This window comes from Anaerohalosphaeraceae bacterium (assembly GCA_037479115.1).
Classification (GTDB): Bacteria; Planctomycetota; Phycisphaerae; order Sedimentisphaerales; family Anaerohalosphaeraceae; genus JAHDQI01.
On the sequence record JBBFLK010000012.1, the window covers coordinates 21,194 to 45,722 of the forward strand.

15 protein-coding genes are annotated in these 24,529 nt (G+C 57.1%); 6 read left to right on the forward strand and 9 right to left on the reverse strand.

Annotated elements, in window-relative coordinates; genetic code table 11:
- Positions 1 to 138 precede the first annotated feature (138 nt).
- Positions 139 to 1,878: a single-stranded-DNA-specific exonuclease RecJ gene (gene recJ, locus WHS88_07335; GenBank protein ID MEJ5259983.1), complete on the reverse strand. Its 1,740-nt coding sequence runs from the start codon at positions 1,876 to 1,878 to the stop codon at positions 139 to 141.
- A 91-nt stretch (positions 1,879 to 1,969) separates the two neighbouring features.
- Positions 1,970 to 3,070, reverse strand: coding sequence for a MauE/DoxX family redox-associated membrane protein (locus WHS88_07340; protein MEJ5259984.1), 1,101 nt, complete (start codon positions 3,068 to 3,070; stop codon positions 1,970 to 1,972).
- Between the two features lie 181 nt (positions 3,071 to 3,251).
- On the opposite strand from WHS88_07340, the gene WHS88_07345 reads away from it, so the two are divergent.
- Positions 3,252 to 4,445: an acetate kinase gene (locus WHS88_07345; protein MEJ5259985.1), complete on the forward strand. Its 1,194-nt coding sequence runs from the start codon at positions 3,252 to 3,254 to the stop codon at positions 4,443 to 4,445.
- Here the strand turns inward: WHS88_07345 and WHS88_07350 are convergent.
- Genes WHS88_07350 through WHS88_07360 form a run of 3 tightly spaced genes read right to left on the reverse strand, consistent with a single transcriptional unit; the run spans position 4,436 to position 8,852 of the window.
- Positions 4,436 to 5,377, reverse strand: coding sequence for a DMT family transporter (locus tag WHS88_07350; protein ID MEJ5259986.1), 942 nt, complete (start codon positions 5,375 to 5,377; stop codon positions 4,436 to 4,438). The genes WHS88_07345 and WHS88_07350 overlap by 10 nt on opposite strands.
- A gap of 5 nt (positions 5,378 to 5,382) precedes the next feature.
- Positions 5,383 to 7,128, reverse strand: a complete 1,746-nt coding sequence (locus WHS88_07355; protein ID MEJ5259987.1) for a hypothetical protein — start codon at positions 7,126 to 7,128, stop codon at positions 5,383 to 5,385.
- The gene (locus tag WHS88_07360; GenBank protein ID MEJ5259988.1) at positions 7,128 to 8,852 is read right to left on the reverse strand and encodes an AAA family ATPase; all 1,725 of its coding nucleotides are present in this window, start codon (positions 8,850 to 8,852) and stop codon (positions 7,128 to 7,130) included. The genes WHS88_07355 and WHS88_07360 overlap by 1 nt, the downstream gene beginning before the upstream one ends.
- Positions 8,853 to 9,066: 214 nt before the next feature.
- Between WHS88_07360 and WHS88_07365 the strand changes: the two genes are divergently transcribed.
- Entirely contained in the window at positions 9,067 to 11,955 is a 2,889-nt protein-coding gene (locus tag WHS88_07365; protein MEJ5259989.1) for a glycoside hydrolase family 2 TIM barrel-domain containing protein, read from the forward strand.
- 28 nt (positions 11,956 to 11,983) lie between these two features.
- Here WHS88_07365 and WHS88_07370 read toward each other — a convergent pair whose 3' ends face one another.
- The 4 genes from WHS88_07370 to WHS88_07385 all read right to left on the reverse strand — a co-directional run bounded on the left by WHS88_07370 (position 11,984) and on the right by WHS88_07385 (position 19,413).
- Positions 11,984 to 14,218, reverse strand: coding sequence for an ATP-binding protein (locus WHS88_07370; protein ID MEJ5259990.1), 2,235 nt, complete (start codon positions 14,216 to 14,218; stop codon positions 11,984 to 11,986).
- A gap of 16 nt (positions 14,219 to 14,234) precedes the next feature.
- Entirely contained in the window at positions 14,235 to 16,928 is a 2,694-nt protein-coding gene (locus WHS88_07375; GenBank protein MEJ5259991.1) for a response regulator, read from the reverse strand.
- A 298-nt stretch (positions 16,929 to 17,226) separates the two neighbouring features.
- Positions 17,227 to 18,168, reverse strand: a complete 942-nt coding sequence (locus WHS88_07380) for a bile acid:sodium symporter family protein (protein MEJ5259992.1) — start codon at positions 18,166 to 18,168, stop codon at positions 17,227 to 17,229.
- A 360-nt stretch (positions 18,169 to 18,528) separates the two neighbouring features.
- Positions 18,529 to 19,413 (reverse strand): AraC family transcriptional regulator, encoded by an 885-nt coding sequence (locus WHS88_07385; protein ID MEJ5259993.1) that lies wholly within the window; start codon positions 19,411 to 19,413, stop codon positions 18,529 to 18,531.
- Between the two features lie 203 nt (positions 19,414 to 19,616).
- Here WHS88_07385 and WHS88_07390 point away from each other — a divergent pair, with 203 nt between their 5' ends.
- From WHS88_07390 to WHS88_07405, 4 genes are all read left to right on the forward strand, one after another.
- On the forward strand, positions 19,617 to 20,636 hold the full coding sequence (locus WHS88_07390; protein MEJ5259994.1) for an aldo/keto reductase: 1,020 nt from the start codon (positions 19,617 to 19,619) through the stop codon (positions 20,634 to 20,636).
- Positions 20,637 to 20,679: 43 nt separating this feature from the next.
- On the forward strand, positions 20,680 to 22,377 hold the full coding sequence (locus tag WHS88_07395) for an alpha-L-fucosidase (protein ID MEJ5259995.1): 1,698 nt from the start codon (positions 20,680 to 20,682) through the stop codon (positions 22,375 to 22,377).
- Positions 22,374 to 23,438 (forward strand): zinc-binding dehydrogenase, encoded by a 1,065-nt coding sequence (locus tag WHS88_07400; GenBank protein ID MEJ5259996.1) that lies wholly within the window; start codon positions 22,374 to 22,376, stop codon positions 23,436 to 23,438. Before WHS88_07395 ends, WHS88_07400 begins: the two co-directional genes overlap by 4 nt.
- A gap of 497 nt (positions 23,439 to 23,935) precedes the next feature.
- On the forward strand, positions 23,936 to 24,523 hold the full coding sequence (locus WHS88_07405) for a DUF4433 domain-containing protein (protein MEJ5259997.1): 588 nt from the start codon (positions 23,936 to 23,938) through the stop codon (positions 24,521 to 24,523).
- The last annotated feature ends 6 nt before the right edge of the window (positions 24,524 to 24,529 follow it).

Consider the following 24,529-nt stretch of genomic DNA (forward strand, 5'->3'; position numbering starts at 1 on the left):
GACTTCAGAATTCCCCGTCTTTCTTCCTTCAGCTTTTTTTCCCCTTCCTTTTTTAATCCGTGTAATCTGTGAAATCCGTGGTGAAAAATTCCTTCCTTCCCCCAATCGGTGAAATCTGCGGTTCAAAACCCAAGAGGGTTATTCAAACTGGATGTCCTCGAGGACAAACTGAAGGGTGGTTGAGCCGTTGTAGGTGTTGTACTGAGGCTGGTAGGCAATGTGGAAGGCATCGGTTTCGAGCAGTTTCTTTTCGAGCGAGCCCATCCCGAATCCGATGCACCGCACGGCGCCGGTTTTGTCCTGAATCGACAGCTGCAGGTGGTCGTTTTTGGCCCCGCACCGCCGCGGGGGCGCAATCAGCCGCACCCCTCGCGTGGCAAACACCGGCCGCGGATTGCCCTGCCCAAACGGCTCCAGCGACGCCAGCTCCCGCATAAACTGCCCGGAAATCTCCCGCACGGACGCCTCTGCATCAATCGTCAGGGCCGCCGCGGGCGGCACATCCGCACATTGCCGGCGGGCGTATTCCTCCACGGCCTGGGCAAACGCGGCCACCTTGTCGGCCTGAATGCGAAGGCCCGCCGCCATCTCGTGCCCCCCAAAGCGAATCAGATGCTCTCCGCAGGCACACAGGGCCTCATACAGATTAAACCCCTCCACCGACCGTCCGGAGCCCTGGCCGGTGCCGTTTTCCAGATTAATCAGGATGGCGGGCTTGCCGAACTCCTCAATCACGCGCGACGCCACAATGCCGATGACGCCCGGGTGCCAGTTTTCGCCGGCCAGAACAATCGTCCGGCGGTCCGGATGATTCAGCCCCGCATCCAGAATCCGCTGGCGGACCTGTTTGAAAATATCCCGCTGGCATTTCTGGCGGAGCTTGTTCTGCTCCTTCAGATACTGAGCAATCTGCATCGCCCGGTAGGGGCTGTCAGTCGTCAGCAGCTCCACAGCCAGCCGGGCGTGCCCCATTCGGCCGGCGGCATTGAGCATCGGGGCCAGCGTAAAGGCAATGTCATAACTGTCCAGCCCGCGTCCGGCCAGGTCGGCCGCCTCGATGAGGGCACGGATGCCGCACAGATTCGATTCCTCCAGGGCCTTCAGACCAAAGCCCGCAATCACCCGGTTTTCTCCGCGCAGCTCCACCACGTCGGCAATCGTGCCCAGCCCCGCCAGCGTTGTGGCATTAAGCAGGTACTGGCGCAGTTCCGGCGGCATCTGTCCGCCGCGCCGGTACGATTCGGCCAGCGCCCAGGCCAGCTTAAAAGCAACCATTGCACCGGCCGCATTTGGATTCGGATAATCCGCGTCCAGAAGCGGATGAACAATCGCCTGCGCCTCCGGCAGCACAGGCCCCGGGCGGTGATGGTCCGTAAGAATCACATCCATTCCGAGTTGACGGGCCAAAGCCGCCTCTTCACAGGCACTGATGCCGCAGTCCACCGTAATCAGCAGTTTCATCCCCGCTTCGGCCAGCTGACGAACGGCTTCGGCGTTCAGCCCATATCCCTCATCAACGCGATGGGGAATGTAGTAATCCGCCCGAACATTCAGCAGACGGAACAAATGCCAGAGGATTGCCACGCTGCTGATGCCGTCCACATCATAATCCCCATACAGAACAATGGGTTCCTGACGCTCGATGGCTCGACGGATGCGCTCCACGGCCTCCGTCATCCCCGGCAGACGCCCCGGCTCAATCAGGTCCGTCAGCTTCGGCGACAGAAACGACTGGGCACTCTTCGGGTCGGAAATCTGCCGATTCAGAAGCACCTGAGCAAAAAGCGGCGTGATTTTGAGCTGTTCGGCAAGGGTCTTGGAATGGGCACAGCGAGGGCGAATCTCCCAGATTTTCCGCTGCATCCTTGCCTGAGCCATCGAATCAATCCCTCGCTGAATGACAATTTACGGTACTTAGGCAAACTATACAACCATAGGAGAGGATTGTCAATCGAAGCGGGGCAAAGAATCAGGGGTGCTCAAAGATTTCATCGAGGATGGTCTCGGGCTGGGGAGCCGTACCCTGCGGCCAGTCTCTCACAAACCCGCCGTCAACCAGGGCCACTACATAGGGGCTCATAATCGCCCATTTTTGCTTGTCGCTCAGCCGACCCTTCAGGCAGGGGGTGTCCGCCGGTACAGGCCCGGCCTCGCCATAGGGAGGCACTGCCACAAAGGCGATGGTCATCAGCGTCTCACCCTGCTTAGCCATCTCCTTAGCATACTCATCGTACAGCGGAACCATCTGGGCACAGGTGGGGCAGTCATGATGATACATCAGAATGACCGCAATGCCGCTTTTGAGCTGGTCGGCAATATCAATATACTGAAGCCACGGCCATTGGGGCACTTCTGACCGAACCGCCGGAGTTTCCTTGACAGGCTCCTCTGGGGTTTCCGGAACGACGTTATCGGGCGTTGCCGGCTCTTTTGTGTCCGGCTCTTCTGTTTGGGCAATCTGGGTATTCTGGGGAATATTTTCCGGCTGGGGCGTTTCCACTTTTGGCGGAAGCGGAATGAGTATAGGACGAACCGGTTTCGCCACCGGCGTCCACTGCTCCGGTTTCTTAAATTCCGGACGAAGTGCAACCAGAATGGGGGCGGCAATCGCCATAAACCCGATTGCCGGAACGGCCGTCGCCAACGCGTGCAGAGGATGCGGCCAGGGCGGCGGAAGCAGTTTTTCCCCTTTCGGACGGAAAATCAGCAGCAGAACAAAGAACGGGATGTCAATCAAAGTCAAGGTGTACCAGGGGTTTACGTGAATTCGACCGAAGCAGCCGCACGATTCCGCCCCAACCAGCGCCTTGCCCAGCGTCACAAAAATAAAGGCAAAATAGGCGCACGTCGCCGCCAGCCAGGAGGCCTTGCGGAACACTCCGGAAACAATCCAGACCCCAAGCGCAAACTCCAGCGGGATTTGAAACAGGAAAAACTCGTACGATTCCCAGATGCCGTGTTCCCGCCAGGAAGGGATGTAAACGGTGAGGACCTCGTGGAATTTTAAAAGCGCCGCCGCGGCCAGCAGCAGGCCTGCCAGAGTCATCACAATTCGATTGCCAAGCTTCATTGGCTCAATTATGCCGCATTTATAGGGCCATTGTCTATAAAAAAGATGCCGTTTGCTTCGTTTTAGTACGGCAAAAAACGGCGGCCTGTTCAGGAGATTCTCATCTGTTCGTCGTTGACCCGTATCAGAAGAGGGGTATAATCCTTCCTTTCGTTTCTAACTGATTTTTGGGGATTCGGCAATGAAGATACTGGTGATTAACGCCGGCAGCTCTTCGATTAAGTTTCAGCTGTTTGAGATGCCGGCCGGAACAATTGCGGCCAAAGGAATGGTCGAGCGGATCGGACAAGCGGAGGCGCAGCTTCACTATTCGGCAAACACCCATCAGATTAGCCGGTCTGTTCAGGCGGCCGACCATCAGCAGGCCATGAAAGTCATCCTCGCCATTTTGGCAGATGCTCACGTGGGTGCGGTCAAAGACGCCGCAGAGATTCAGGCGGTCGGGCACCGCGTTGTACACGGGGGCGAAGAGTTTACCGGTTCGGTCAAAATTGACGATGCCGTGCTCAAATCCATTGAACGGTTTGCGGACCTGGCGCCGCTGCACAACCCGCCGAATCTGACGGGCATTCGGGCCGCTCAGCAGGCCCTGCCGAACGCCGTTCAGGTTGCCTGTTTCGATACGGCGTTTCACGCGACGATTCCGCAGACGGCTTATCTGTACGGTCTTCCGTTCGAGATTTACGAGAAATACCGCGTGCGGCGATACGGCTTTCACGGAACCAGTCATCGGTATGTTGCGCGGCGGGCGGCGGAACTGATGGGACGCGACAAGTACGCCCTGAATGCCATCACCTGTCATCTGGGCAACGGCTGCTCGATTACCGCCGTCAAAAACGGTCGGAGCGTCGATACCTCGATGGGCCTGACTCCGCTGGAAGGCGTCATCATGGGAACCCGCTGCGGAGACCTCGACCCGGCGATTGTGTTTTATCTGGCGGACAAGGGCTACTCCGTCGCCCAGCTGAACGAAATGTTCAACAAAAAGAGCGGTTTGCTGGGCATTTCGGGCGTTTCCAATGACATGCGGAATCTGACTGAGCAGGCCGCCAAGGGGCACCCGCGGGCTCAGCTGGCGATAGACATCTTCTGCTATCGAATCAAAAAATATATCGGAGCGTACACGGCCGTTCTTGGAACGCTGGATGCTGTGATTTTCACCGGCGGCATCGGGGAAAATAACGCCGCTATTCGCCGGCAGATTTTGTCGGACCTGCCGCAGCTGGGGATTGAGGTCGATGCAGCCCGCAACGAGGCCCGCGAGCCCAAAGAGCGGCTCATCAGCACAGACTGCTCGCGCGTGAAGGTCTATGTGATTCCTACAAACGAAGAAGCGGCGATTGCGGCGGACACCTATCGGCTGGTTCAGTCCTGAGCGCCCAGCGGCGCGGAGGGGGCTTCGGCCTGCCGCTGCTTCTGGGCCAGAACAAAACAATACGAACCGCCGATGAGGATGCATCCGAAGAGCCACTGCAGGGCGGTCAGGCGCTCTGCAAACAGAAAGGCCGAGACGACCAGCACGCTGAACGGCCGCAGCAGCAGAAACATTGTGGGAATGCTGGCCCCGATGCGGCGGATGGCCGCATAATAGAGGACATGACCGATAGCGATGCCCGCCAGGGCCGAAATAACCACGTGGCTCCAGCGGAGCCAATCCAGCCGAAGGGCATCGGACGGCCGACCCATCACAAAGGCCAGAATGCCCAGTCCCAGCGCCGTGTAAATCGTGATAACGGAAAAACTCAGCCGGCTGTCCACCTCGCCCAGCAGGGCCTTGACGGAGACGGTATAGCAGCCCCAGCCGACCGCCATCAGGGCCGCCAGCAGCGTCCCCAGCAGTGTCGCCTTCGCTGAAAACTCCGGATGAAACATCACCACACCGCATACCCCCGCTATCGAAAGAGCCGTGCCGACCCAGAACGGAACGCTTCGCAGCAGCCGCCTTTCCGCCGGGAACAAAATCATCGAAAACAGGGCCACCCAGAAGACCAGCGTCATCGTCACCAGCGTCACGAAACCAGGGTCGGCGTAGTAAAACGCGGCGGCATAGCAGCTCTGGCCCGCTACATTGAAGGCGGACGGCACCAGTGCCCGAACAAATACTGATTTGGGCAGGCCGTCCCGCGCGGAGGTCCACAGCAGAAACGGAAGCCAGAACAAAAAGGCCGTCGAATAGCGAAGGAAATTCTGTGTCCAGGAGTCGAGCACACCGGTCAGCGTCTTGATATACAGCGGCGCAATCGTCCAGCAGACCATAAAGCCGACACAAAAGAAGACAACGGAGGGCAGACGCAGACGTGTGTTCATCGGAGTCAGTCAGCGAAATAGGCATCGGGTTCCAGGCGGATTCGTTTGTGCAGGCCCTTGACGGACTCAAACAGATAATCCCGGTCGGCTCGCAGACAAACCGTCGGCCCGTCAATGTCGAGGGTCATCGTCCGCTGCGGATGGCGCCGCCGCAGAACATTGGCCAGATAGAAGGCCTTTTCGATGCCGTCGCCGGTTTTGAAGTTGGCCACCTCATCGGGCTGGGCCAGCCGCGGGCCGTCATAAATCGACTCATTGGACATCTCGCGCAGAAACTCATACACCTGCTCATCCGAGCGAGCCGCCGCCTGTTCAATGGAGACCGGCGAGCGCTCCAGCGCCGCCTTGATAAACGGCTCCCACCGGCAGCGCGTCATATCGCGATAGGCATAAAACGCCAAATCGGCCGTCGGACTCTTGGAGCGAATCGATTCGAGATAATCGAGAATCTCCTCCCGCGAAAAATCCGGTGAGATTCGAATCGGCTCGGCGGGCTCATACTGTTTTTCCGGAGACGGCAGACGCGGGTCAATGTGCAGGAACTGCCTGAGCTCCTCCACCAGTTTTTCGGCCTCCGGCACGAACGGCGATAAAAACCTTGCCAGCTTGAATCGGTGGTCCGGATTCTTAATATCGATTTGTTCGGCCTCGATAAAACGAGCCAGCTGTTCGCAGCACAGGCGGCCTTCAATGGGATAAGGACTGAAATCCTCCTCTTCGACCTCTTCGAGCAGTTTGTCAAAGGTCGCATCGAGAATCCGATAGCGGCTGCCGTGCTCATAGCCGAACAGGACCTCGGATTTGACAAACATCCGCTCGCCCCGGCGGTGCCGGCAGAACTGGAAATACGGCTGATAGGGCTTCTGTGAGCGGAGAAAATTGGCAAAATTCAGCTGCGTAAGCGGGGCGTCCAGATAGTCCCGAAGCAGCCGCTGAAGCCGCTGATACTGCTGCGGGTCAATCGTGGCTTTGTCATAGAAGCAGTGAATACAGCCGGTGACATGGCCGACCACGGTCACCTGTTCGTTGCGCAGCGCCCGCTGGGCCTTGTTGGAAATCTCTGTGCCGTTAAACCACATCGCCTTGGTCACCAGCCGGCGGTTGTTCGTGATGACTCCGTCCTGAATGTCGATAAAGTTCTGCGAATGCAGGGGGGTCAGAATCAGGAAGATATCCTCCAGCGGGATGCCGCAGACGATAAAGGCCGCCGCCGCATACAGGGCCGACAGGGATACGCACTCGCCGGCGCCGGTCTGGTAGCCCTCTTTGCGGCGGAAGGCGGCCATCGCCTCCACCGTCTCGGTCTTCCAGTAGGGAATGACGTCGCCGTCATATTTGTCCAGGCCGAAATGCCGGCGGATGTCCACATCAAAATAGTATTTGTCGCCGGTGTAGCCGAACAGGGCGTTGGAGCGGGCGATATCCTCCGGCGAGATGACGTCCTTAAACCGGTTCAGCTCCACATCCTTGCGCGTCAGCCCCCAGGTGTTCAGGTCGAGGTTAAACTCGAACTCATCCATAATATACTGACGCAGACGCATCAGCCGCCGCCAGGGATTTTTATTTCCCAGTTTGACAAAACACTCTTCATCGCGCCAGCGCCAAATCAGCGGGCTCATCAGATTCGCCAGCACCAGCGAAACCATCAGCTCCGGATACACAAAACACTCCATATCCGACAGCGTCAGGGCGGAACTGTATTTTTCGAGCTCCCTGGCGTCCATTGCAGCTGAAGATAGTTTCTCTGACATTATTCAACCCACGTCGCTTTAGCCGACGATTTAATCTCGGCTATTCTGTCCAGTATTTGTATAATTTCCGCGTCAATCCTCTCTTTGGGAACAAATCGAACCAGTTCGTAAAACTGCTTCTTTTCCATCAGATTCGGAAGATGAAGTTTTTCAAAAAAGTTCTTAAACAGCGGCGACAAAAAATCATCGCTGGCCTTGATGTCCGCATCCCACGGCCCCGGTTTGTTTAGGATTTTCAGAGAAGCGGTAATTTCCTGAATACACTGTTCCATTATTCGGCGCCGTTTTTGGGCATCCCCCTGAGCGAATAAGTCCCCTGCACTGTTTCGCTCCCCGGCGGACTGGGCATATCCGTACAGTGTCTCCGGAAAACAGAAATAATTTTCAATCTCCCTCTTTTTTGTCATATACCCTTCGGCCCCCAAATCGTCCGGAAGCTCTTTATCCAGCCGGTCAAAAATCGCAATTCCTTTCAGATGCGGGACGGCATAACGAAGTCCCCAAAAATGCCTGCGGACATCAACCGGCTGCTGTTTGTACTTGACAAAAGGCCGTTCCAGCGCCTTCATCGCCTTGTCGTGTCCCAACTTTTCCGCAAAGGCCCGGAGAATCGCCAAATCGGTTGACCCCTCCAGATACAAAACCCACCCTGTCTGTTCGGCCAGATAGTAATCCTCAAAGTCGATTTCTTTCAGCGATTTGAGAAGCTGACTGCCCCGGTCGTCAATCCGCCGGGGTTTTCCCAAAAAAGCGATTACCAAGTCGCGGCCGGCGGCTTCATTCAAAAGCACTTCGGAATGACTGGCTGCAATAATCTGGCTACCGTTTTCCGCCGCAACCTCACTGAGTACCGCATAAACCTGTCTTTGCCGCAGGATTTCCAGATGGGCATCCGGTTCGTCCAGAAGCAAAACCGCTCCGGGGTTCTGAACCATATAGGCTAGGAGCAGAAGAATCTGCTGCATTCCGCGTCCGGAGGACGACAGGTCAAACCGGCACCCCCGCTCTTTATAAAAAGCGACGATTTCTCCCCGTTCCGGAATATACTGGGGTTCCTCCATCTCCACCCGAAATAATTCAAACAGGCGTTTTTTGACGGCCTGCCATTGAGAAGGATTTTCCTGCGCAGCCGAATAACACAAGTTCCGCAGTACTTCGGCGGTTCGACCCTCCCCGATTTTGACATTGACCGCTCCCCGCTCCAAACGGATTTCATTGGCGGCCAGGCCGGACATAGGCGGCAAAAAGGCCACGGTTGTTTTTTCCGCTTTTTCCGGGACCGGCAATCGGCCGGAACCTTCTCGCAGAGGCCGGCAGTAGAAGGACTCTTCATTGGCATAATCAAATTCAAATCCGCATTTCCAGCTTTCGCCTTCCGTCAGGCCCTCCACAAGAATGTCAATCCGAATATTTTGCGTTCTCTGATGCCCGTTGTCTTTGGATACTTCACGGACATGGAGATTTCTCCAGAGCAGATTGGCTTCCGGAACCGGCACGGCGATCAGGTCTTTTCGGTTGATTGCCACGCCCGGTCTTTTTTCAGGATTGGGTTTGCCTCTGCGTTTTTCCGCCCATTTCCTCAACCCGGCTTCCCACAGCGCCAGGGCCTGCAGGGCGGATGTTTTGCCGGAGTTGTTGGGTCCGATGAAAACAACAGGATTTCCCAGTTCAATTTCGACTTCTTCGAAACGCTTGAAGTTTCGAATCATTAACTTGGTCAGCATACCCCTCTCCCGGCTAATCCTTTCAGCTCGCTTTTACCAGGCGACGGCGCCGGACTATTTTTCTCGTTCCTATTCTGACTTCTTTGGAGGCATTATAGCCGGCGCAGCGGTGTACAGCAAGAATGGAAAGAGATTCTTTCTTGCCTTGACGGGATTTGCCGGTATAGTATGAAAGCGTCGGCAGTCAGGATAGTTTGATAATAAGGAGAATCCGATGAAATCGACCCTTTCCGTAATGATTCTGGCCGGGGCGGTCCTTCTGAGCAGTTCCTGCGGACGGCAAACCGCCGGCAATCAGCGAGGCAAGCGTATGACAGAAGAGCAGGGGCGTATCGTAAAGAACTTCAACAGCGGCTGGCGGTTCTGCAAAGGCGAACAGCCGGCCCAGGCGGCCCAGATGGATTTTGACGACAGCAAATGGGAGGCGGTTCGGCTGCCGCACGACTGGGCCATCCGCGGCCCGTTCAACCCCGACGAGCACGGCTACGCGGGCAAGCTGCCGTGGAAGGGCGTCGGCTGGTACCGCAAGACTTTTGAGCTTCCCGCCGACTGGCAGGGCCGCCGGGTCTATCTGGACTTTGACGGCGTGATGGCCTTCCCCAAGGTCTATATCAACGGGCAATTGGCGGGTGAGTGGGACTACGGCTATATGTCCTTCCGCGTCGATGCCACGCCTTATGTGAAATTCGGACAGAAAAATCTGGTTGCCGTCCGCGTGGACACCCGCAATCAGGGTACCCGCTGGTACCCCGGCGCCGGCATCTACCGCAAGGTGACCATGACGGTCTGCCATCCGGTTCACCTCGGACACTGGGCCACGTTTATCACCACACCCGAAGTGGCCGACCATCAGGCAACCGTCCATATCCAGACTGTCCTGGAAAATCATCTCGAAATTCCGCAGCCGGCAACACTGCAAGTCGTCATCCGAGACCCGAAGGGCGGCCCCGTTGCACAGGGAATGCAGGACATCGTCGTGCCGGCAAATGGTCAGCAGGAAATCGCTCAGTCTTTCCAGGTACTTAATCCGGTTCGCTGGGATATTACCAGCCCAAACCTCTACACAGCCCAAGTAAGCATCCAGACCCGTGATAAACTGCTGGATGCAGAGACGCTCTCCTTCGGCATCCGCACCTTTGCATTTACCGCTGATGATGGGTTCCATCTGAACGGACGGCGCGTCCAGATACACGGCGTCAACCTGCACCACGACCACGGCCCGCTGGGGGCGGCGTTTTACCGCCGGGCGATGGAGCGGCAGCTGGAAATCATGCGGGATATCGGCGTCAACGCCGTTCGAACCAGCCACAATCCGCCCGCCCCGGAACTGCTGGAGCTGTGCGACCGGATGGGCTTTATCGTCTGGAATGAGTGCTTTGACAAATGGGATGACAAGGCCGGACGCGTCAACGGTCAGCCGCCGCTGGAGGAATACGGCCACAGGCAGATTCGCAATTTCGTCATGCGCGACCGCAATCATCCCTCCGTAGTCGTCTGGTCCATCGGCAACGAAATCAGCAACTACCCCCACGACCGCGAAGGCAAATCGCCGGAGCGGGTGACGATGATGCGGGATTTCGTTTTGAAATATGACGCCACACGTCCGGTCGGAATGGCCTGCCACATTCCCCAGACCGCCAACCAGCCGATTCTCGATTCGCTGGACCTGATGGGCTGGAACTACGCCCGTCGGTATTCCATCTATCGCCAGCGCTATCCGCACAAGCCGATTGTGTACAGCGAGTCGGCCTCCGCCCTGAGCACACGCGGCTTTTATGAACTGCCGCTGCCGAAGGTCAAAACCGACTACTCCGAAACCTATCAGGTCTGCTCGTATGATTTGAACGCCGCCCCCTGGTCGGATATCGTCGATGTGGAATTTGCCCTGATGGAACAGGATTCCTTCGTCGCCGGCGAGATGGTCTGGACGGGGTTTGATTATCTGGGCGAACCGACGCCGTTTGATGCGGAAGCCCGCAGCTCCTACTTCGGAATTGTGGACCTGTGCGGCATTCCGAAAGACCGCTATTATCTGTACCGCAGCTACTGGCGGCCCGATACAACAACCGTACATATTCTGCCGCACTGGAACTGGCCGGACCGCATCGGAAAGAACGTGCCGGTGTTTGTCTATACCAACGGCGACAGCGCCGAGCTGTTCCTGAACGGAAAGTCCCTCGGCCGGCGCGTCAAAGGGCAGGTCCCCGAACGGCCGGTCAATCTGGCCGAGCGCAAAGCCGTTCAGGCCTCCAGTGTTCAGACGGAACAGGGACACCTGCCTGAAAACGCCGTGGATGGAAACAGCCAGACCCGCTGGTGCGCCGCCTCCGGAGAAACAAACCAGTGGCTGACGGTGGATTTGGAGCGCATCGAGCCGATTCGGTGCGTTCAGATTGAGTTTGAACGCGAGGCCAAAAACTACGGATGCCGCATTGAGCTGTCCGAAGACGGCCAAATCTGGAAAACCGCCGCCGAAAAGCAGACCAGCCGCGTGCCGCAGTGGGGCGGCGCCCGGGAGGCTTTCTTTGAGATGGACGCCGAAGCCCGATATGTCCGGGTCGTCTTTACCGCCCTTCAGGACAACTGCTGGGCCTCGATTCGACGGCTGGGTGTCTATTCAAGAGACGTCGAGTCGGATTACTATCTGCCGACATACCGCTATCGTCTCCGCTGGAATGATGTCGTCTATGAACCCGGCGAACTGAAGGCCGTGGCCTACAAGGACGGCAAAGTCATCGGCGAGGCGGTCATGCGCACGGCCGGAGCCCCGGCTCGTCTGCGTCTGACGCCGGACCGAACCATTCTGGCGGCAACCGGAGAGGATTTGTCCTATGTCCTCGTCGAAGCGCTGGATGAAGAAGGCAATCTGTGTCCGCTGGCGGACAACCTCGTGCGGTTTACTGTGCGGGGTCCGGCGGAAATTGCCGGCGTCGGCAGCGGCAACCCGATGTCGTTTGAGCCCTTCCAGGCGGACCGCCGCAAGCTGTTTTACGGCAAAGCGATGCTGATTGTCCGCACCCTCGAAGGCCGAACGGGAAACGTCCGAATTCAGGCCGTATCCGACGGGCTTCAGGAGGCGGTTGCAGAACTGACGATTCGATGAACCCAGACTCATTCTGCGAAAACCTGTTTTAATCGCGCGGGTTTTCGGATGGCTCGCAGCGAGCGATCTGAACCGACGTGGGAATGCGCTCCGAGAGCAGATATTTCTGAAGGGTCTGCAGCAAAGCGGCCCGGTTAATCGGTTTGGTCAGGTAGCCGTCGCAGCCGGCCTGGAGGCACTTGCTTTCGTCGCTCTTTAAGGCGCTGGCCGTCAGGGCGATAATCGGAATCACGCAGCCCTGCTCCCGCAGGAGCCGCGTGGCGTCATAGCCGTTCATCTCCGGCATGTGCATATCCATCAGAATCAGGTCGTATGAACCCTTCAAAGCTTCCTCAACCACATGCCTCCCGTTGTCGACAATGGTTACCTCCAGTCCGTACTTCTCGAGCAGTTTGCGGATGAGAATCTGGCTGGCGGCAGCGTCTTCGGCAACAAGCACATGGCCCCAGAGGCGAATCGGCTGTGCCTCCGGAACAGCTGCTTCCGACGGTCCCTTCTCAAACAGCTCATCAGAAAACACCGCTGTGCAGCCCGGCGGGCTGTCTGCCGGAAGACGCAGTGTAAAGACCGAGCCCTCTCCGACCCGACTGTCCACGCTGAGGGTGCCGCCCATCAATTCCGTCAGCCGGCGGGTAATCGTCAGCCCCAGCCCCGTGCCGCCGTAATGCCGCGTCGTACTGTCATCGGACTGCACAAAGGGCTCAAATATTTTCTCCAGACGGTCGGGAGGAATTCCAATCCCGGTATCCTCCACGGCAAAACAGAGAACCGGCCGCTCGTTTTCCGTCTGAACAAACAGACGCAGATACACATGCCCCCGGCTGGTAAACTTCACAGCATTGCCCAGCAGATTAATCAGACACTGACGCAGCCGAAGAGGGTCTGTCACGATTTCCGCCGGAATCGGCCCCTGCGGCATAATTCGAAAATCCAGGTGTTTCTTCATCGCCGCCGGCTCCATCATCGCCTTGACGCTCAGGAGCAAATCCGGCAGGGCACACGGAATCTTCTCCACCGTCAGCCGGCCTGCCTCAATCTTCGAAAAATCGAGGATGTCATTAATCAGGCCCAGCAGATTCTTTCCGCTGTCCACAATCAGCTGCAGAAAATGCCGCTGCGAAGCATCCAGATGCGTCTCGCAGAGCAGCTCGGCAAAGCCCAGAATGGCGTTCATCGGCGTGCGGATTTCATGACTCATATTGGCCAAAAAAGAACTTTTGGCCTGATTGGCCTGCTCGGCCCGGCTTGCCCACTCCTCCGCCTTCTTCTTTTCTTCGGCCAGCTCAGCAGTCCGAAGAGCCACAAGCTGTTCCGTACGAAGGTTGCGCTTATGCAAATCCCACAAATACAGCGTGAGCATCGAAGACAAAAACAGCCCGCCCGAAAGAATCATCCACGGCACCTGCACGACAAACCCCGCCTGGTAATTGGCCCTCGGCCGGCAATGCAGCCGCCAGAGCCGATCGCCGCAGGGAATCGTTTCTGAATAAGAAAATGCGGCGGGATTAATGCGGAAGGTATCAAGCCACTTTGCCGGCGGCGGAAGGCGGCGGAGTCCGTAAAGCCAGACATTGTCCGGATTGCCGGAGCAGTCCTGCAGAGCAAAAGACAGCCCCTCTTCCGCCGCCCATCGGGTGTTCAGAAAACGCCCCACCTCAAACAGCCCCACCAGGCATGCCCCGGCGGCAGCGGAGGATTCGCCGTTCTTGGGGTTTATCGGAATGCAGACCGCTGTCCGGAAAAGCCCGGGCCGGTTTGTATCCAGGTCCGGATAGCAGACAAACGGTTTTCTGCTCTGCTGGGCCCGCCGGAGGACCGACGGGTCGGGATTCCAGAAGAGTTCCCGCTGCCGGGCTCCGCTGACCGACGGCTCTCCGAATCGGAAAACCGATGATGGATTTGACGCCTCCGAAGCGGAAATGTCAAACCAGCTGACGGACAGAAGGACAGGAGAGTTCTTCAGAATCGGCTCGACAAAATCCCGAAATTCCTGTGCCGTTACTTCCTCGGAACATTCAATAAAACGCTCCAGCGAACCGAGGTCGAAAAACATCCGCTCGAGAAGCGTGCGAAAGGCCGTTCCGCCGGCTTCGGCCTTTTGGGAAAAGTCGCGAACCGCCATCCGCTCCACGGCCGTCAGAGAGCCGAAAAAGGCAAACACAGACAGAATCAGCCCCGCCAGTGCCGTCAGCCAGATTCCGGGTTCCGACCAGAACGTCGGCAGCCGAAACGAAACAGACTGTCTGGACGATTCCTCTTTCACATGGAGGCCCTTGGGTTCAACAAGAAGGCGGAGAATTCGGCGGTCCCGCTTCCGCGGCGGCGGCGACGGGCAGTTCAGCTTTTGCGGACGTTCCCAGATACCGGCGGAGAATCTGGGCCAGCTTCTTTCGGTCGATCGGCTTGCTCAGATAGGCATCACAGCCCGCCTGCAGGCACTTTTCCTCATCCCCTTTCATCGCATTGGCGGTCACAGCAACAATCGGCGTCATACACCCTTCTGAACGAAGGGTCTGGGTGGCGTCGTAGCCGTTCATCCGCGGCATCTGCATATCCATCAAAATCACATCATATTTCTGCCGGCGGGCCTCCTGAACGCCTTCCAGTCCGTCATTGGCCAGCGTAACCTCCAGCCCCATCTTTTTGAGCAGCATCGATATCAGAATCTGATTGGACGGGTTGTCCTCCACCACCAGCACGTGCCCCGCCAGGCAGTTGTCCTCCGCCGCCGTCCCGGACAGAGACGCCGCGTCATATTTGTTCCAGAGCGGATTGGCCTGCGGCGAAGGCACCAGCGGCAGCGACAGCGTAAACACCGAACCGACCCCCGGTGTGCTCGTCAGCCGCAGCCGTCCCCCGAGCATATGCACCAGATTCCGCGTAATCGCCAGCCCCAGGCCCGCTCCCCTGGCTCCTCGCCCGGAACGGTTCTCCACCTGAATATAGGCGTCAAAAATCGAGGAATGATGCTCCGGCGAAATGCCGATGCCCGTATCCTCCACCGCAAACTGAATCCAGGACTGGCCGTCTTCGTCCAGTTTGGACACATTCAGGTACACATGACCTTTTTCGGTAAACTTTACGGCGTTTGAAAGCAGATTCAGCAGACACTGACGCAGCCGCAGCCCGTCGGTACGAATCTTTTCCGGCAGCTCCTGACACTGGAGAATCTGAAAATCCAGATTCTTGCGGCTGGCCTGCGGACGCATCATCGAGTCCAAATCCTCCAGCAGCCCCGGCAGATGACAGTCCGCAATCTCCACCTTCATCTTGCCGGCTTCGATTTTGGAAAAGTCGATAATATCATTCAGCAGCGACAGCAGATTGCAGGCGCTGTTCTGAATGACCTTGACATAATTCATCTGTTCTTCGCTGAGCGGCTCCTGCGCCAGCAGGTCCACAAACCCGAGGATGGCGTTCATCGGCGTGCGGATTTCGTGGCTCATGCTGGCCAGGAAGTTGCTCTTGGCCTGATTGGCCGAAACAGCCGAGCGGGCCTCCTGACGAGCCTGCCGCTCCGACTGACGATAGGAACGGTTCAGCAGAACCAGCGAAATCTGGTCGGCCAGTTCCGCGGCAAATCGAATTTCCAAATCGGTCCAGTGTCGTTTTGTTTCCACACTCTCTGTGCTGAACACGCCGATAAACTTGCCGGAAAAACGCACGGTGGCATCCAGCAGCGAGACCACCCCCAGCGGACGCAGATAGGTATCCAGCAAATCCTGCGTGCGCGGGTCTCTCCAGGCATCGTCTGCATCAATCACCCGGCCGGTCTGCAGGGCCTTCAGATAGTCCGGGCATGTTTCGCCCTTGACAATAAATCCGCTGCTGTGTTCTCCCGTCCGGGCATCATACAAATCCTGGCAGCGAAGCTGATTGTCCCGCTCTTCATACAGCCAGAAACTGCATCGCCGGACCTTCAGGAGCCGTGCCCCTGCCTCTGTCAGATACCGGGCGACCGCCTCCACGTCCCCGTTGATAAACGCCGGCATCGTGGTCAGCTGCAGGAGGGCCTGCTGCTGCGCCTGCACGGCCTCGGCCTCCTGAATCCGTATCTGCTCCTCCTGTTTTCGCCGCGTCAGGTCTCTGGCAAATGCACAATGATATTCTTTGCCGTCGCACTCAAAGTGCGTCAGGGCAATTTCCACCGGAAAACACGTGCCGTCCTTGCGCCGGTGCTCCGTCTCAATCAGCATTTGTTTCTGCCGCCGAGTCGTTTCCCAGTGCTTCGGCCAGTTTTCCGATGGGAAATGGGGGTCAATTTGGGCAATCGTCATCCCCAGCAGCTCGCTGCGCGAATAGCCCAGCCAGCGGCAGGCCACGTCGTTGACATCCGCAATCCGCCCGTCTGCCTCCACCAGATAGACGGCCTCGCCGGCGTGGTCCACGATAAACTGGCGAAGCATCAGGTCTTTTTCCGCCTGACGGCGGCGCTGAATTTCCTGCTGACGGCGGCTCCGAATCTCCTCGAGAGCCCGATTCTGACGGGTCAGCGTTTCTTCGAGCGCCTGATAGGACGGACGTATTTTCTCCAGAAGGGCATTCACGCCGCGGGCCAGTGCGGCTGCTTCATCCGTCCCGTCAAATCCGATGGGGGTCAGATTCAGATGTCCTTTCGCATCTACAATGCCCTGGAGGTTTACGGCAAGGTCTTCCAGTCGCTGTTTCAGACGGCGCTGGCGGGCCATGTACAAAAAGCAGATGACCAGCCCAAACTCCACCAGCAGAAAGAGAAACGCCTGCAGAAAAATATTCAGATGAATTTCTTCACCGAACTCCTTCAGCAGTGCCGCCGTCTGAGCTGAGCCGGACTGGGCCTGGCGGATGGTCAGATAATCCAGCATCTGAATATTGGCATGCCAGATGCCGTATACTCCGATAACGCTGACAATACCGACGACGGCAGCCGCCAGCCAGAACAGCCGATTGGATGCCGCAGACAAAAGTCTTTTCCGAAAATTCGATTGCATCATAATGATCCCTCTATGGACCGAAAACCGCCAGACGGATTCTTCCTTTTTTTCAGAGAGGCGGACGATGTTTATTTCGGAAGGTTTGCAGGTCGGATTCAGCGGCCTTTTGGCAGCATCCTTCCGAACCGAAACCGAGAAAACCGCCCCAAGAAAGCCCGATAATTCACCGACCCGCCTGAGTGAAAAGAGAATCCCCCAGCGTCAATTCGTTCGGGGACGGATACTTCCGGAAAAATCCGGACACGGAAAATTGTTCCCCCTTCCTGAAAAGCCCGATAATCCCCCCGACAGAATCCGCCTACGGAGAAGGCACCGACGGCCTGTTTTTCCAGATTTCCACCAGAACCGCCGCCGAGATGATGCAGACAAAGACAAAAAAGGCCGTCGGTACAGCCGCCTGCGGCCCGAACTGATTCAGCGCCAGCGCCGTGCCCAGCCCGGCATTCTGCATCCCGATTTCGATACTCAGCGTCCGCCGCTGCGCAATGGGCAGGCCGAACAGCCGCCCCGTCTGATAGCCGCTCGTCAGTCCCCACAGGTTTAAAAGACACACCGCTGCCAGCGCCGGACCGGTCACCTGCAGCAGACGCTGATGATTGTTGGCAATCACATAGGAGCAGATGAAAATAATAAACGTCACCGACAAGGCCGGGAAAATCTCTTGAATGGTCTTGACGAACGCCCCGAAGAAATACCGCACGGCAAACCCGGCCGCCAGCGGCACCAGCACCATCCAGACAATGTCCGAAACCATCGCCCAAAAAGACACCGGCAGAATCGCCCCGGCCAGCCATTTCGTCAGCGCCGGCGTGACCAGCGGACACAGCAGCGTCGAAACCGTCGTCAGCGAAACCGAATACGCCGTATCGGCCCCGGCGATATAGCTGATGACATTGCTGGACATTGCCCCGGGCGCACAGCCGGCGATAATCAGCCCTACCGCCAGCTCCGGCGGCAGCCGAAGAAGCTTGGCCAGCGCAAACGACCCCAGCGGCATCAAGGTAAACTGGGCCGCCGTACCCAGCAGCACCAGCCCCGGACGGGCGGCTATCCGGCGAAAATCCGACGGCTCCAGGACCGCCCCGATTCCGAACATCGTGACGGCGAAAAAGAGCATGTTGTACTTCTTGTCAATCTGCAGCGGCTGCGGGAAAAAATACGACAGCACACCAAACAGAATCACCCAGACCGCAAACAGCCGGGTATAAACCCCCACGATTTTGTGCATCCATCCGCTCATCCGTCTCTAAAATCCTATCGCCGCGGACGTGCTGTGTCCAGCGGATGAAAGGAGAGAATTTTTAACCACAGATTACACGGATTAAGAACAGGGAAGGGAAAAAATACGAAGGAGAAAAACAAACAAATTTGCAGGATAACTGCTCACTGATGACTGCTCACTGATGACTGCTCACTGATGACTGCTCACTGATGACTGATAACTGATGACTGATAACTGATGACTGATAACTGATGACTGATAACTGATGACTGATAACTGATGACTGATAACTGATAACTGGTCACTGGCGACTGGACGCCGGACGCTGAAGAATAGCCCCGTCCGCCAGGGCGGGGAAAAAGAGCAGGAACGGTGCGTTCAGGAAGCGATGTGCTGTCTGCGGTATCGGCCGGGAGCGGTGCCGGTGATTTTTCGAAACAGGCGGGAGAAATAAAAAACATCGCGAAAGCCCACCTCCGCAGCGATTTTCTTCAGGGGTTTGGAGGTACCCAGCAGGAGCCGCTGGGCCTGTTCCATTTTGCGGCGATTGACAAACTCAATCGGGCCGGCCCCCATCATTCGGGAAAACAGGTGCGAAAAATAAGCCGGACTGAGCTCAGCCAGTTCCGCCAGTTCCGCCAGTGTGATTTCTCGATGCAGATTCTGATGGATATGCCGCAGGACCCGCTGAAATCGGCTGTAGCCGCGCAGGGCGGTATCGGTGCCGGCGGGGTTGGCGGTTCGCAGAAAGGCGGCCAGAATCAGCCGAATCAGGGCGTTGGTTTCCATCAATTCGGCGGCCGTCTTGGTTTGGTGGAGCTCTTCGCTGCGGCGCAGGACGGATTCGTAAATGGGCTTGTTGGCGTCCCGTTCAATCAGTTCCAGACCCGGGTTCAGCTCCAGCAGCCGGTCGAAAATCCAGCGTCCGATGCCGTACTTTCGGGCCTCAATCTGATACTCGCAGTCCACCAAAGCAAACAGGTTCACCCCGTCCGGCAGAAACGTCGTCAGGTGGATGTAATAGTGTTCGAAGGTATCCGGACAGGCCATGTCCACAGTGGTAAAGGCGGGAATCAGATACAAAAAGCCGCTTTGGAGGGGGTAGGTTCGGCCGTGGTGCCGCAGGGTGCCTTCGCCGTCGGTAATCAGATAAATCCTTGAATAGGGACTGTTTACGTTTCGGTGGTTCCATTCCCGATGCACGCGGTACAGTTCGATGTTCAGGATGTTGATTTCCAGATTGTCCAGCAAATACTTGAGCATAGGATAAGAATAGCAAAAATCAAAAAATAGTCCATAAATTAGAAAAATAATCCATTTTTTCCTGATTCAAAGAGAGGTATTCTGTTTTCTTGTTTTGCGTGAATTTGAAAGTTTTTCGCCGCCGACCGGTATGATTTTCGGCATCTGCTGACCGAAAAATAATACAGAGCCCCGACGGCGGCTGACGCGTTCAGGAGGTCCGGATGAATTTTGACCATATCCCGCAGGCCGTTGAGCCCTCGAAGGTGCCGGTTCGGGTCTTGTACACGGGGGCGAAGATTCCGGCCATTGGGCTGGGCACGTTCGGGTCGGACCGCTTTTCCGCCGAGCAGGTGGCGCAGGCCGTCGGGGAAGCGCTGGCGGCGGGCTATCGTCATATTGATTGTGCGGCGGTGTACGGCAACGAAAAGCAGATTGGCCGGGTGCTGCAGTATTATTTCCGCAGCGGCCGGCTGAAACGAAGCGAGCTGTGGATTACTTCCAAACTCTGGAATGATATGCACCAGCGGGTCGAAGAGGCCTGCCGGCGCTCGCTGGAGGATTTGGGGCTGGAGTATCTGGATTTGTATCTGGTGCACTGGCCGTTTCCCAATTATCACCCGCCGGGATGCGATGTCCACTCGCGCAGTCCGGACGCCAAGCCGTATATTCACGACAATTATATGAAGACCTGGCGTCAGATGGAGCGGCTGGTGGAACAGGGGCTTGTACGGCATATCGGCACATCGAATATGACCATTCCCAAGCTCAAACTCCTGCTGCGGGATGCCCGCATCAAACCGGTCTGCAATCAGATGGAGCTGCATCCGCATTTCCAGCAGCCGGAGCTGTTTGCCTTCTGCGTGGAGCACGGCATTGTGCCGGTCGGGTATTGTCCGCTCGGCTCGCCCGCCCGTCCGGACCGGGACCGCACCCCCGACGATACGGTGGTGCTCGAGGACCCGGTGCTGCGGGAGATTGCTGCTCGGCGCGGAACGACCGTTGCCGCAGTGTGCATCCGCTGGGCGATTCAGCGGGGACAGATTCTAATTCCGTTCTCGCTGCATCACTATGCCGACAATCTCCGTGCGGCGGTCAGCGAGCCGCTCCGCGAAGAAGAGATGGAGCGGATTCGGCGGATTGACAAAAACTGCCGGCTGATTAAAGGGCAGGTCTTTCTGTGGAAGCCCAATCAGTCCTGGGAGGACCTGTGGGACCCGACGGGAGAGATTACGCCGCCGTAAGAGCGGCTGGAATGGAACATCGAGCAGATAGAAAGGAGTCGGTATGAGAAAATCGGTTCTGTCGGCAGTGCTGGCGGCGGCGGTGCTGGGGGGATGTGCCGGACGGGAACGGGTGGAGCGGATGCAGACCGGGCCGTTTGAGCCGACCTGGGAATCGCTGAGCCGTTATGAAACGCCGGAGTGGTTTCGGGATGCCAAGTTCGGCATCTGGGCGCACTGGGGGCCGCAGTGTGCTCCGGAGCGCGGCGACTGGTACGCACGGTTTATGTATATGGAAAACGCGCCGAGCTGGGCGGGCGATATTTTTGCCTATCATCGGCAGCGCTACGGCCATCCGTCGCAGTTCGGCTTTAAGGATGTGATTCATACCTGGAAGGCCGAAAACTGGGACCCGGACAAACTGCTGGCACTCTATAAGCGGGTCGGGGCACGCTATTTTGTCGCCCTGGCCAATCATCACGACAATTTCGACAACTGGGACAGCCGATACCAGCCGTGGAACTCGGTGAAGGTCGGCCCGAAGAAGGATTTGATAGCGGGCTGGGCGGAGGCGGCGCGCCGGCATGGGCTGCGCTTCGGCGTCAGCGTCCACGCCTCGCACGCCTGGACCTGGTATGAGCCGGCGCAGGGGGCGGACAAAACCGGACCCTATGCCGGTGTGCCGTATGACGGCACACTGACAAAGGCCGACGGCAAAGGGCTCTGGTGGGAAGGGCTGGACCCGCAGGATTTGTACGCCCAGAACCATCCGCGCAGTGCGGATGCGGAGGACCCGACGGCGATTCACCGCCAGTGGGAATGGGGAAACGGGGCCAGCATCCCGGATGAGGCGTACTGCCGCAAGTTTTACAACCGCACGCTCGATTTGCTCAACCGCTATCGGCCGGATTTGATTTATTTTGATGATACGGCCCTCCCGCTGTATCCGGTCAGCGATGTGGGACTTCGGATTGCCGCACACTTTTACAACAGCAGCATCCGCTGGAACAAAGGGAAGCTGGAGGGCGTGCTGAACGGCAAGGTGCTCACCCCCGAGCAGCGACGGTGTATGGTCTGGGATATTGAGCGCGGCGCCAGCCCGCAGATTGAGCCGCTGCCGTGGCAGACCTGCACGTGTCTGGGCAGCTGGCACTATGACCGGCGGATTTATGAGCAGCGCCGCTACAAAAGCGCCAGGACGGTCGTTCATATGCTGGTGGATATTGTCAGCAAAAACGGCAATCTGCTGCTCAGTGTTCCGCTTCGAAGCGACGGCTCGCTCGATTCAGAGGCAGAGCGGATTCTGCAGGAGATTGCGGCCTGGATGGATGTAAACGGGGAGGCGATTTACGCGACGCGTCCGTGGAAGGTCTTCGGCGAAGGACCGGCCATGAAGGAAGCAGCCCCGCTGCAGGGGCCCGGATTCAACGAGGGACGCGGCAGGCCGCTGACCGCCGAGGATGTCCGCTATACCGTCTCCAAAGACGGACGGACGCTGTATGTGTTTCTGATGGGAAGGCCCGCCGCCGGACAGACCGTTGTTCTGAAAACGCTGCGGCTGAACAATCCTTCCGGCCAGGGACGTGTGAACCTTTTGGGCTGGACGGGCTCGATGGACTGGAGCATCGACTCGGCGGGGCGATTGACCGTGAACTGGCCGACCGTGGAGCCGGCGCGTCCGTTTGACGCCTATGCCAGTGTGCTGAAAGTCAGCGGGTTCGAAATGGATATAGAGGAAGCGGATGCAGGGGAACAGTTATGAAAGGGAAAATGAAAGGGGCGATTCTGCCCGGCAACAGTACCGTCGTTCTCAAAGAGTTTGATATTCCGGTGCCCGGACACGGCGAGGTGCTGATTCGGATGAAATCTTCAACCATCTGCGGCTCGGATATCCGGTGCATTTATCACGAGCATCTGGGCAAAGGGCCGGAGGGGTATCAGCCCGGGATGATTGCCGGACACGAGCCCGCCGGACAGATTGTCGAGGCGGGACCGGGATGTCGGCGGTTCAAGGAGGGCGACCGGGTGATTGTCTATCACATCTCCGGCTGCGGACTGTGCAATGACTGCCGGCGCGGGTACTACATCTCCTGCACCAGCCCGTATCGGCGGGCGTACGGCTGGCAGCGGGACGGCGGAATGGCCGAGTATCTGCTGGCCGAAGAGAAAGACCTTATTGCGCTGCCGGATGAGCTGAGTTATTCGGACGGGGCCCAGGTGGCCTGCGGGTTCGGCACGGTCTATGAGGGGCTGGAGAAAATCGGCGTCTGCGGCAATGATGCGGTCCTGATTACCGGTCTGGGGCCGGTGGGACTGGCATCGGCGATGCTGGCCCGGGCGATGGGAGCCCACAAAATCATCGGGATTGAGGTCATTCCGGAACGGCTGCGGATTGCCGAACAGCTGGGGCTGTTTGATGTGCTGCTGCCGGCCGGGCCGGACAACGTGCAGCAGGTTCGCGACCTGACCGGCGGGCACGGGGTCGAGAAGTCTGTGGACTGTTCCGCAAATGAAGCGGCGCGGCTGACCTGCATTCAGGCGGCCCGCAAGTGGGGCAAGATTGTCTTTCTTGGTGAAGGCGGCACCTGCCGGTTCCAGCCCTCGCCGGATATTATTCACGACCAGAAAACGATTTATGGGTCGTGGGTGACGTGTCTGTGGCGGATGGAGGAGCTGGTGGAGCGTCTGGTCCGCTGGAAACTGCACCCTGATCGGCTGATAACTCACCGTTTTGCCTTGGCGCAGGCGGCGGAGGCCTATGCGCTGATGGCCTCCGGCCGCTGCGGCAAGGTCGCCGTGGTTTTTGACGAAGAGCTCAAATAACCGCTCGGCTGATTTGCGAGCCGGTGTTTTTGTTTTACGGCTTGAGCTGATGGGCAATCAGCCACAGGACGGGGGCCTGCCCGTGCAGGTCGCCGACGACACGCGGCCGCTTCAGGTAAAACTCAATGTCATCCTGCTGGCCGGTGCGCAATACAGGATATTGTGAGTGGTCTGACAAAGAGGAGACAGTCAGAATTAGGAATCGCTGAATAAACGAGCAACGGCATTTTTACTTTGGGGAAAAGAAAACAGAGCTCCAGAAACAAGTGGGAGCGGGGGTTGGCTCCGCCGGTTTTTTCTTTGTATTCATCGACGGTCAGCATATTTTGCAAAGATAAGCCATTTTGTTTTTTGGGGAATATATTGGTTGCTGTGACATTCTAATCTGATATGATATTGTTGATAGGAGGTTTTGTGTATTTTTTGTTGTATAGAGAGAAGAGGCGCTAGCGCAGAAAATTCCCAGTCAGAACCTTGGCACAACATTCTGAATGGATATGAAAGTTAAAGAACTGTACTATATCATGCCAATAGACAACATTTCTTCGGTAATAGAGCATGGGATTCTTTCTAACCAGGAAATAAGGAGAAGAAAAATTCCATGTCAATCTATTGCCGATGAAAATGTTCAGAACCGTAGGAAGAATAAATCTGTTCCGGGAGGAAAGCCGCTGCATTATTATGCAAATTTATATTTTGATGCGCATAATCCCATGTTGAGCAGAGTTCGGAACAGAAACAAAGAACTCTGTGTTCTCAGGATTGATACGGCTGTGATGCATCTGCCGGGAGTTGTTATCACGGACATGAATGCCGCCAGCAAGTATGCGAGGTTTTATCCTTATCCTGGAGGGTTGAAGTGTCTGGATTTCGAAATGATTTATGCCAGATGTTGGCTCCATCACGATGATATTTTTTTGGGATGGCGACACAAGTCCGTTAAATGTGCAGAAGTTCTTGTGCCCGTGTGCGTCGAGAGGAAGTATATAATAGGAGCATATGTATATGACGAAGAAGCAAGACTGAAATTGAAGTCAACTGGTTTTGATGGTATTATAAAAATCAAAAGGGAGTTATTTTTCTAATAAACA

Excerpts from the sequence above, each read along its gene's own strand:
- WHS88_07395 (MEJ5259995.1), top strand. The coding sequence starts at position 20,680 with ATGAGAAAATCGGTTCTGTCGGCAGTGCTGGCGGCGGCGGTGCTGGGG.
- WHS88_07375 (MEJ5259991.1), bottom strand. The coding sequence starts at position 16,928 with ATGATGCAATCGAATTTTCGGAAAAGACTTTTGTCTGCGGCATCCAAT.
- WHS88_07350 (MEJ5259986.1), bottom strand. The coding sequence starts at position 5,377 with ATGAACACACGTCTGCGTCTGCCCTCCGTTGTCTTCTTTTGTGTCGGC.
- WHS88_07345 (MEJ5259985.1), top strand. The coding sequence starts at position 3,252 with ATGAAGATACTGGTGATTAACGCCGGCAGCTCTTCGATTAAGTTTCAG.
- WHS88_07390 (MEJ5259994.1), top strand. The coding sequence starts at position 19,617 with ATGAATTTTGACCATATCCCGCAGGCCGTTGAGCCCTCGAAGGTGCCG.
- WHS88_07340 (MEJ5259984.1), bottom strand. The coding sequence starts at position 3,070 with ATGAAGCTTGGCAATCGAATTGTGATGACTCTGGCAGGCCTGCTGCTG.
- WHS88_07360 (MEJ5259988.1), bottom strand. The coding sequence starts at position 8,852 with ATGCTGACCAAGTTAATGATTCGAAACTTCAAGCGTTTCGAAGAAGTC.
- WHS88_07385 (MEJ5259993.1), bottom strand. The coding sequence starts at position 19,413 with ATGCTCAAGTATTTGCTGGACAATCTGGAAATCAACATCCTGAACATC.
- WHS88_07400 (MEJ5259996.1), top strand. The coding sequence starts at position 22,374 with ATGAAAGGGAAAATGAAAGGGGCGATTCTGCCCGGCAACAGTACCGTC.
- recJ (MEJ5259983.1), bottom strand. The coding sequence starts at position 1,878 with ATGGCTCAGGCAAGGATGCAGCGGAAAATCTGGGAGATTCGCCCTCGC.
- WHS88_07380 (MEJ5259992.1), bottom strand. The coding sequence starts at position 18,168 with ATGAGCGGATGGATGCACAAAATCGTGGGGGTTTATACCCGGCTGTTT.
- WHS88_07405 (MEJ5259997.1), top strand. The coding sequence starts at position 23,936 with ATGAAAGTTAAAGAACTGTACTATATCATGCCAATAGACAACATTTCT.
- WHS88_07365 (MEJ5259989.1), top strand. The coding sequence starts at position 9,067 with ATGAAATCGACCCTTTCCGTAATGATTCTGGCCGGGGCGGTCCTTCTG.
- WHS88_07355 (MEJ5259987.1), bottom strand. The coding sequence starts at position 7,128 with ATGTCAGAGAAACTATCTTCAGCTGCAATGGACGCCAGGGAGCTCGAA.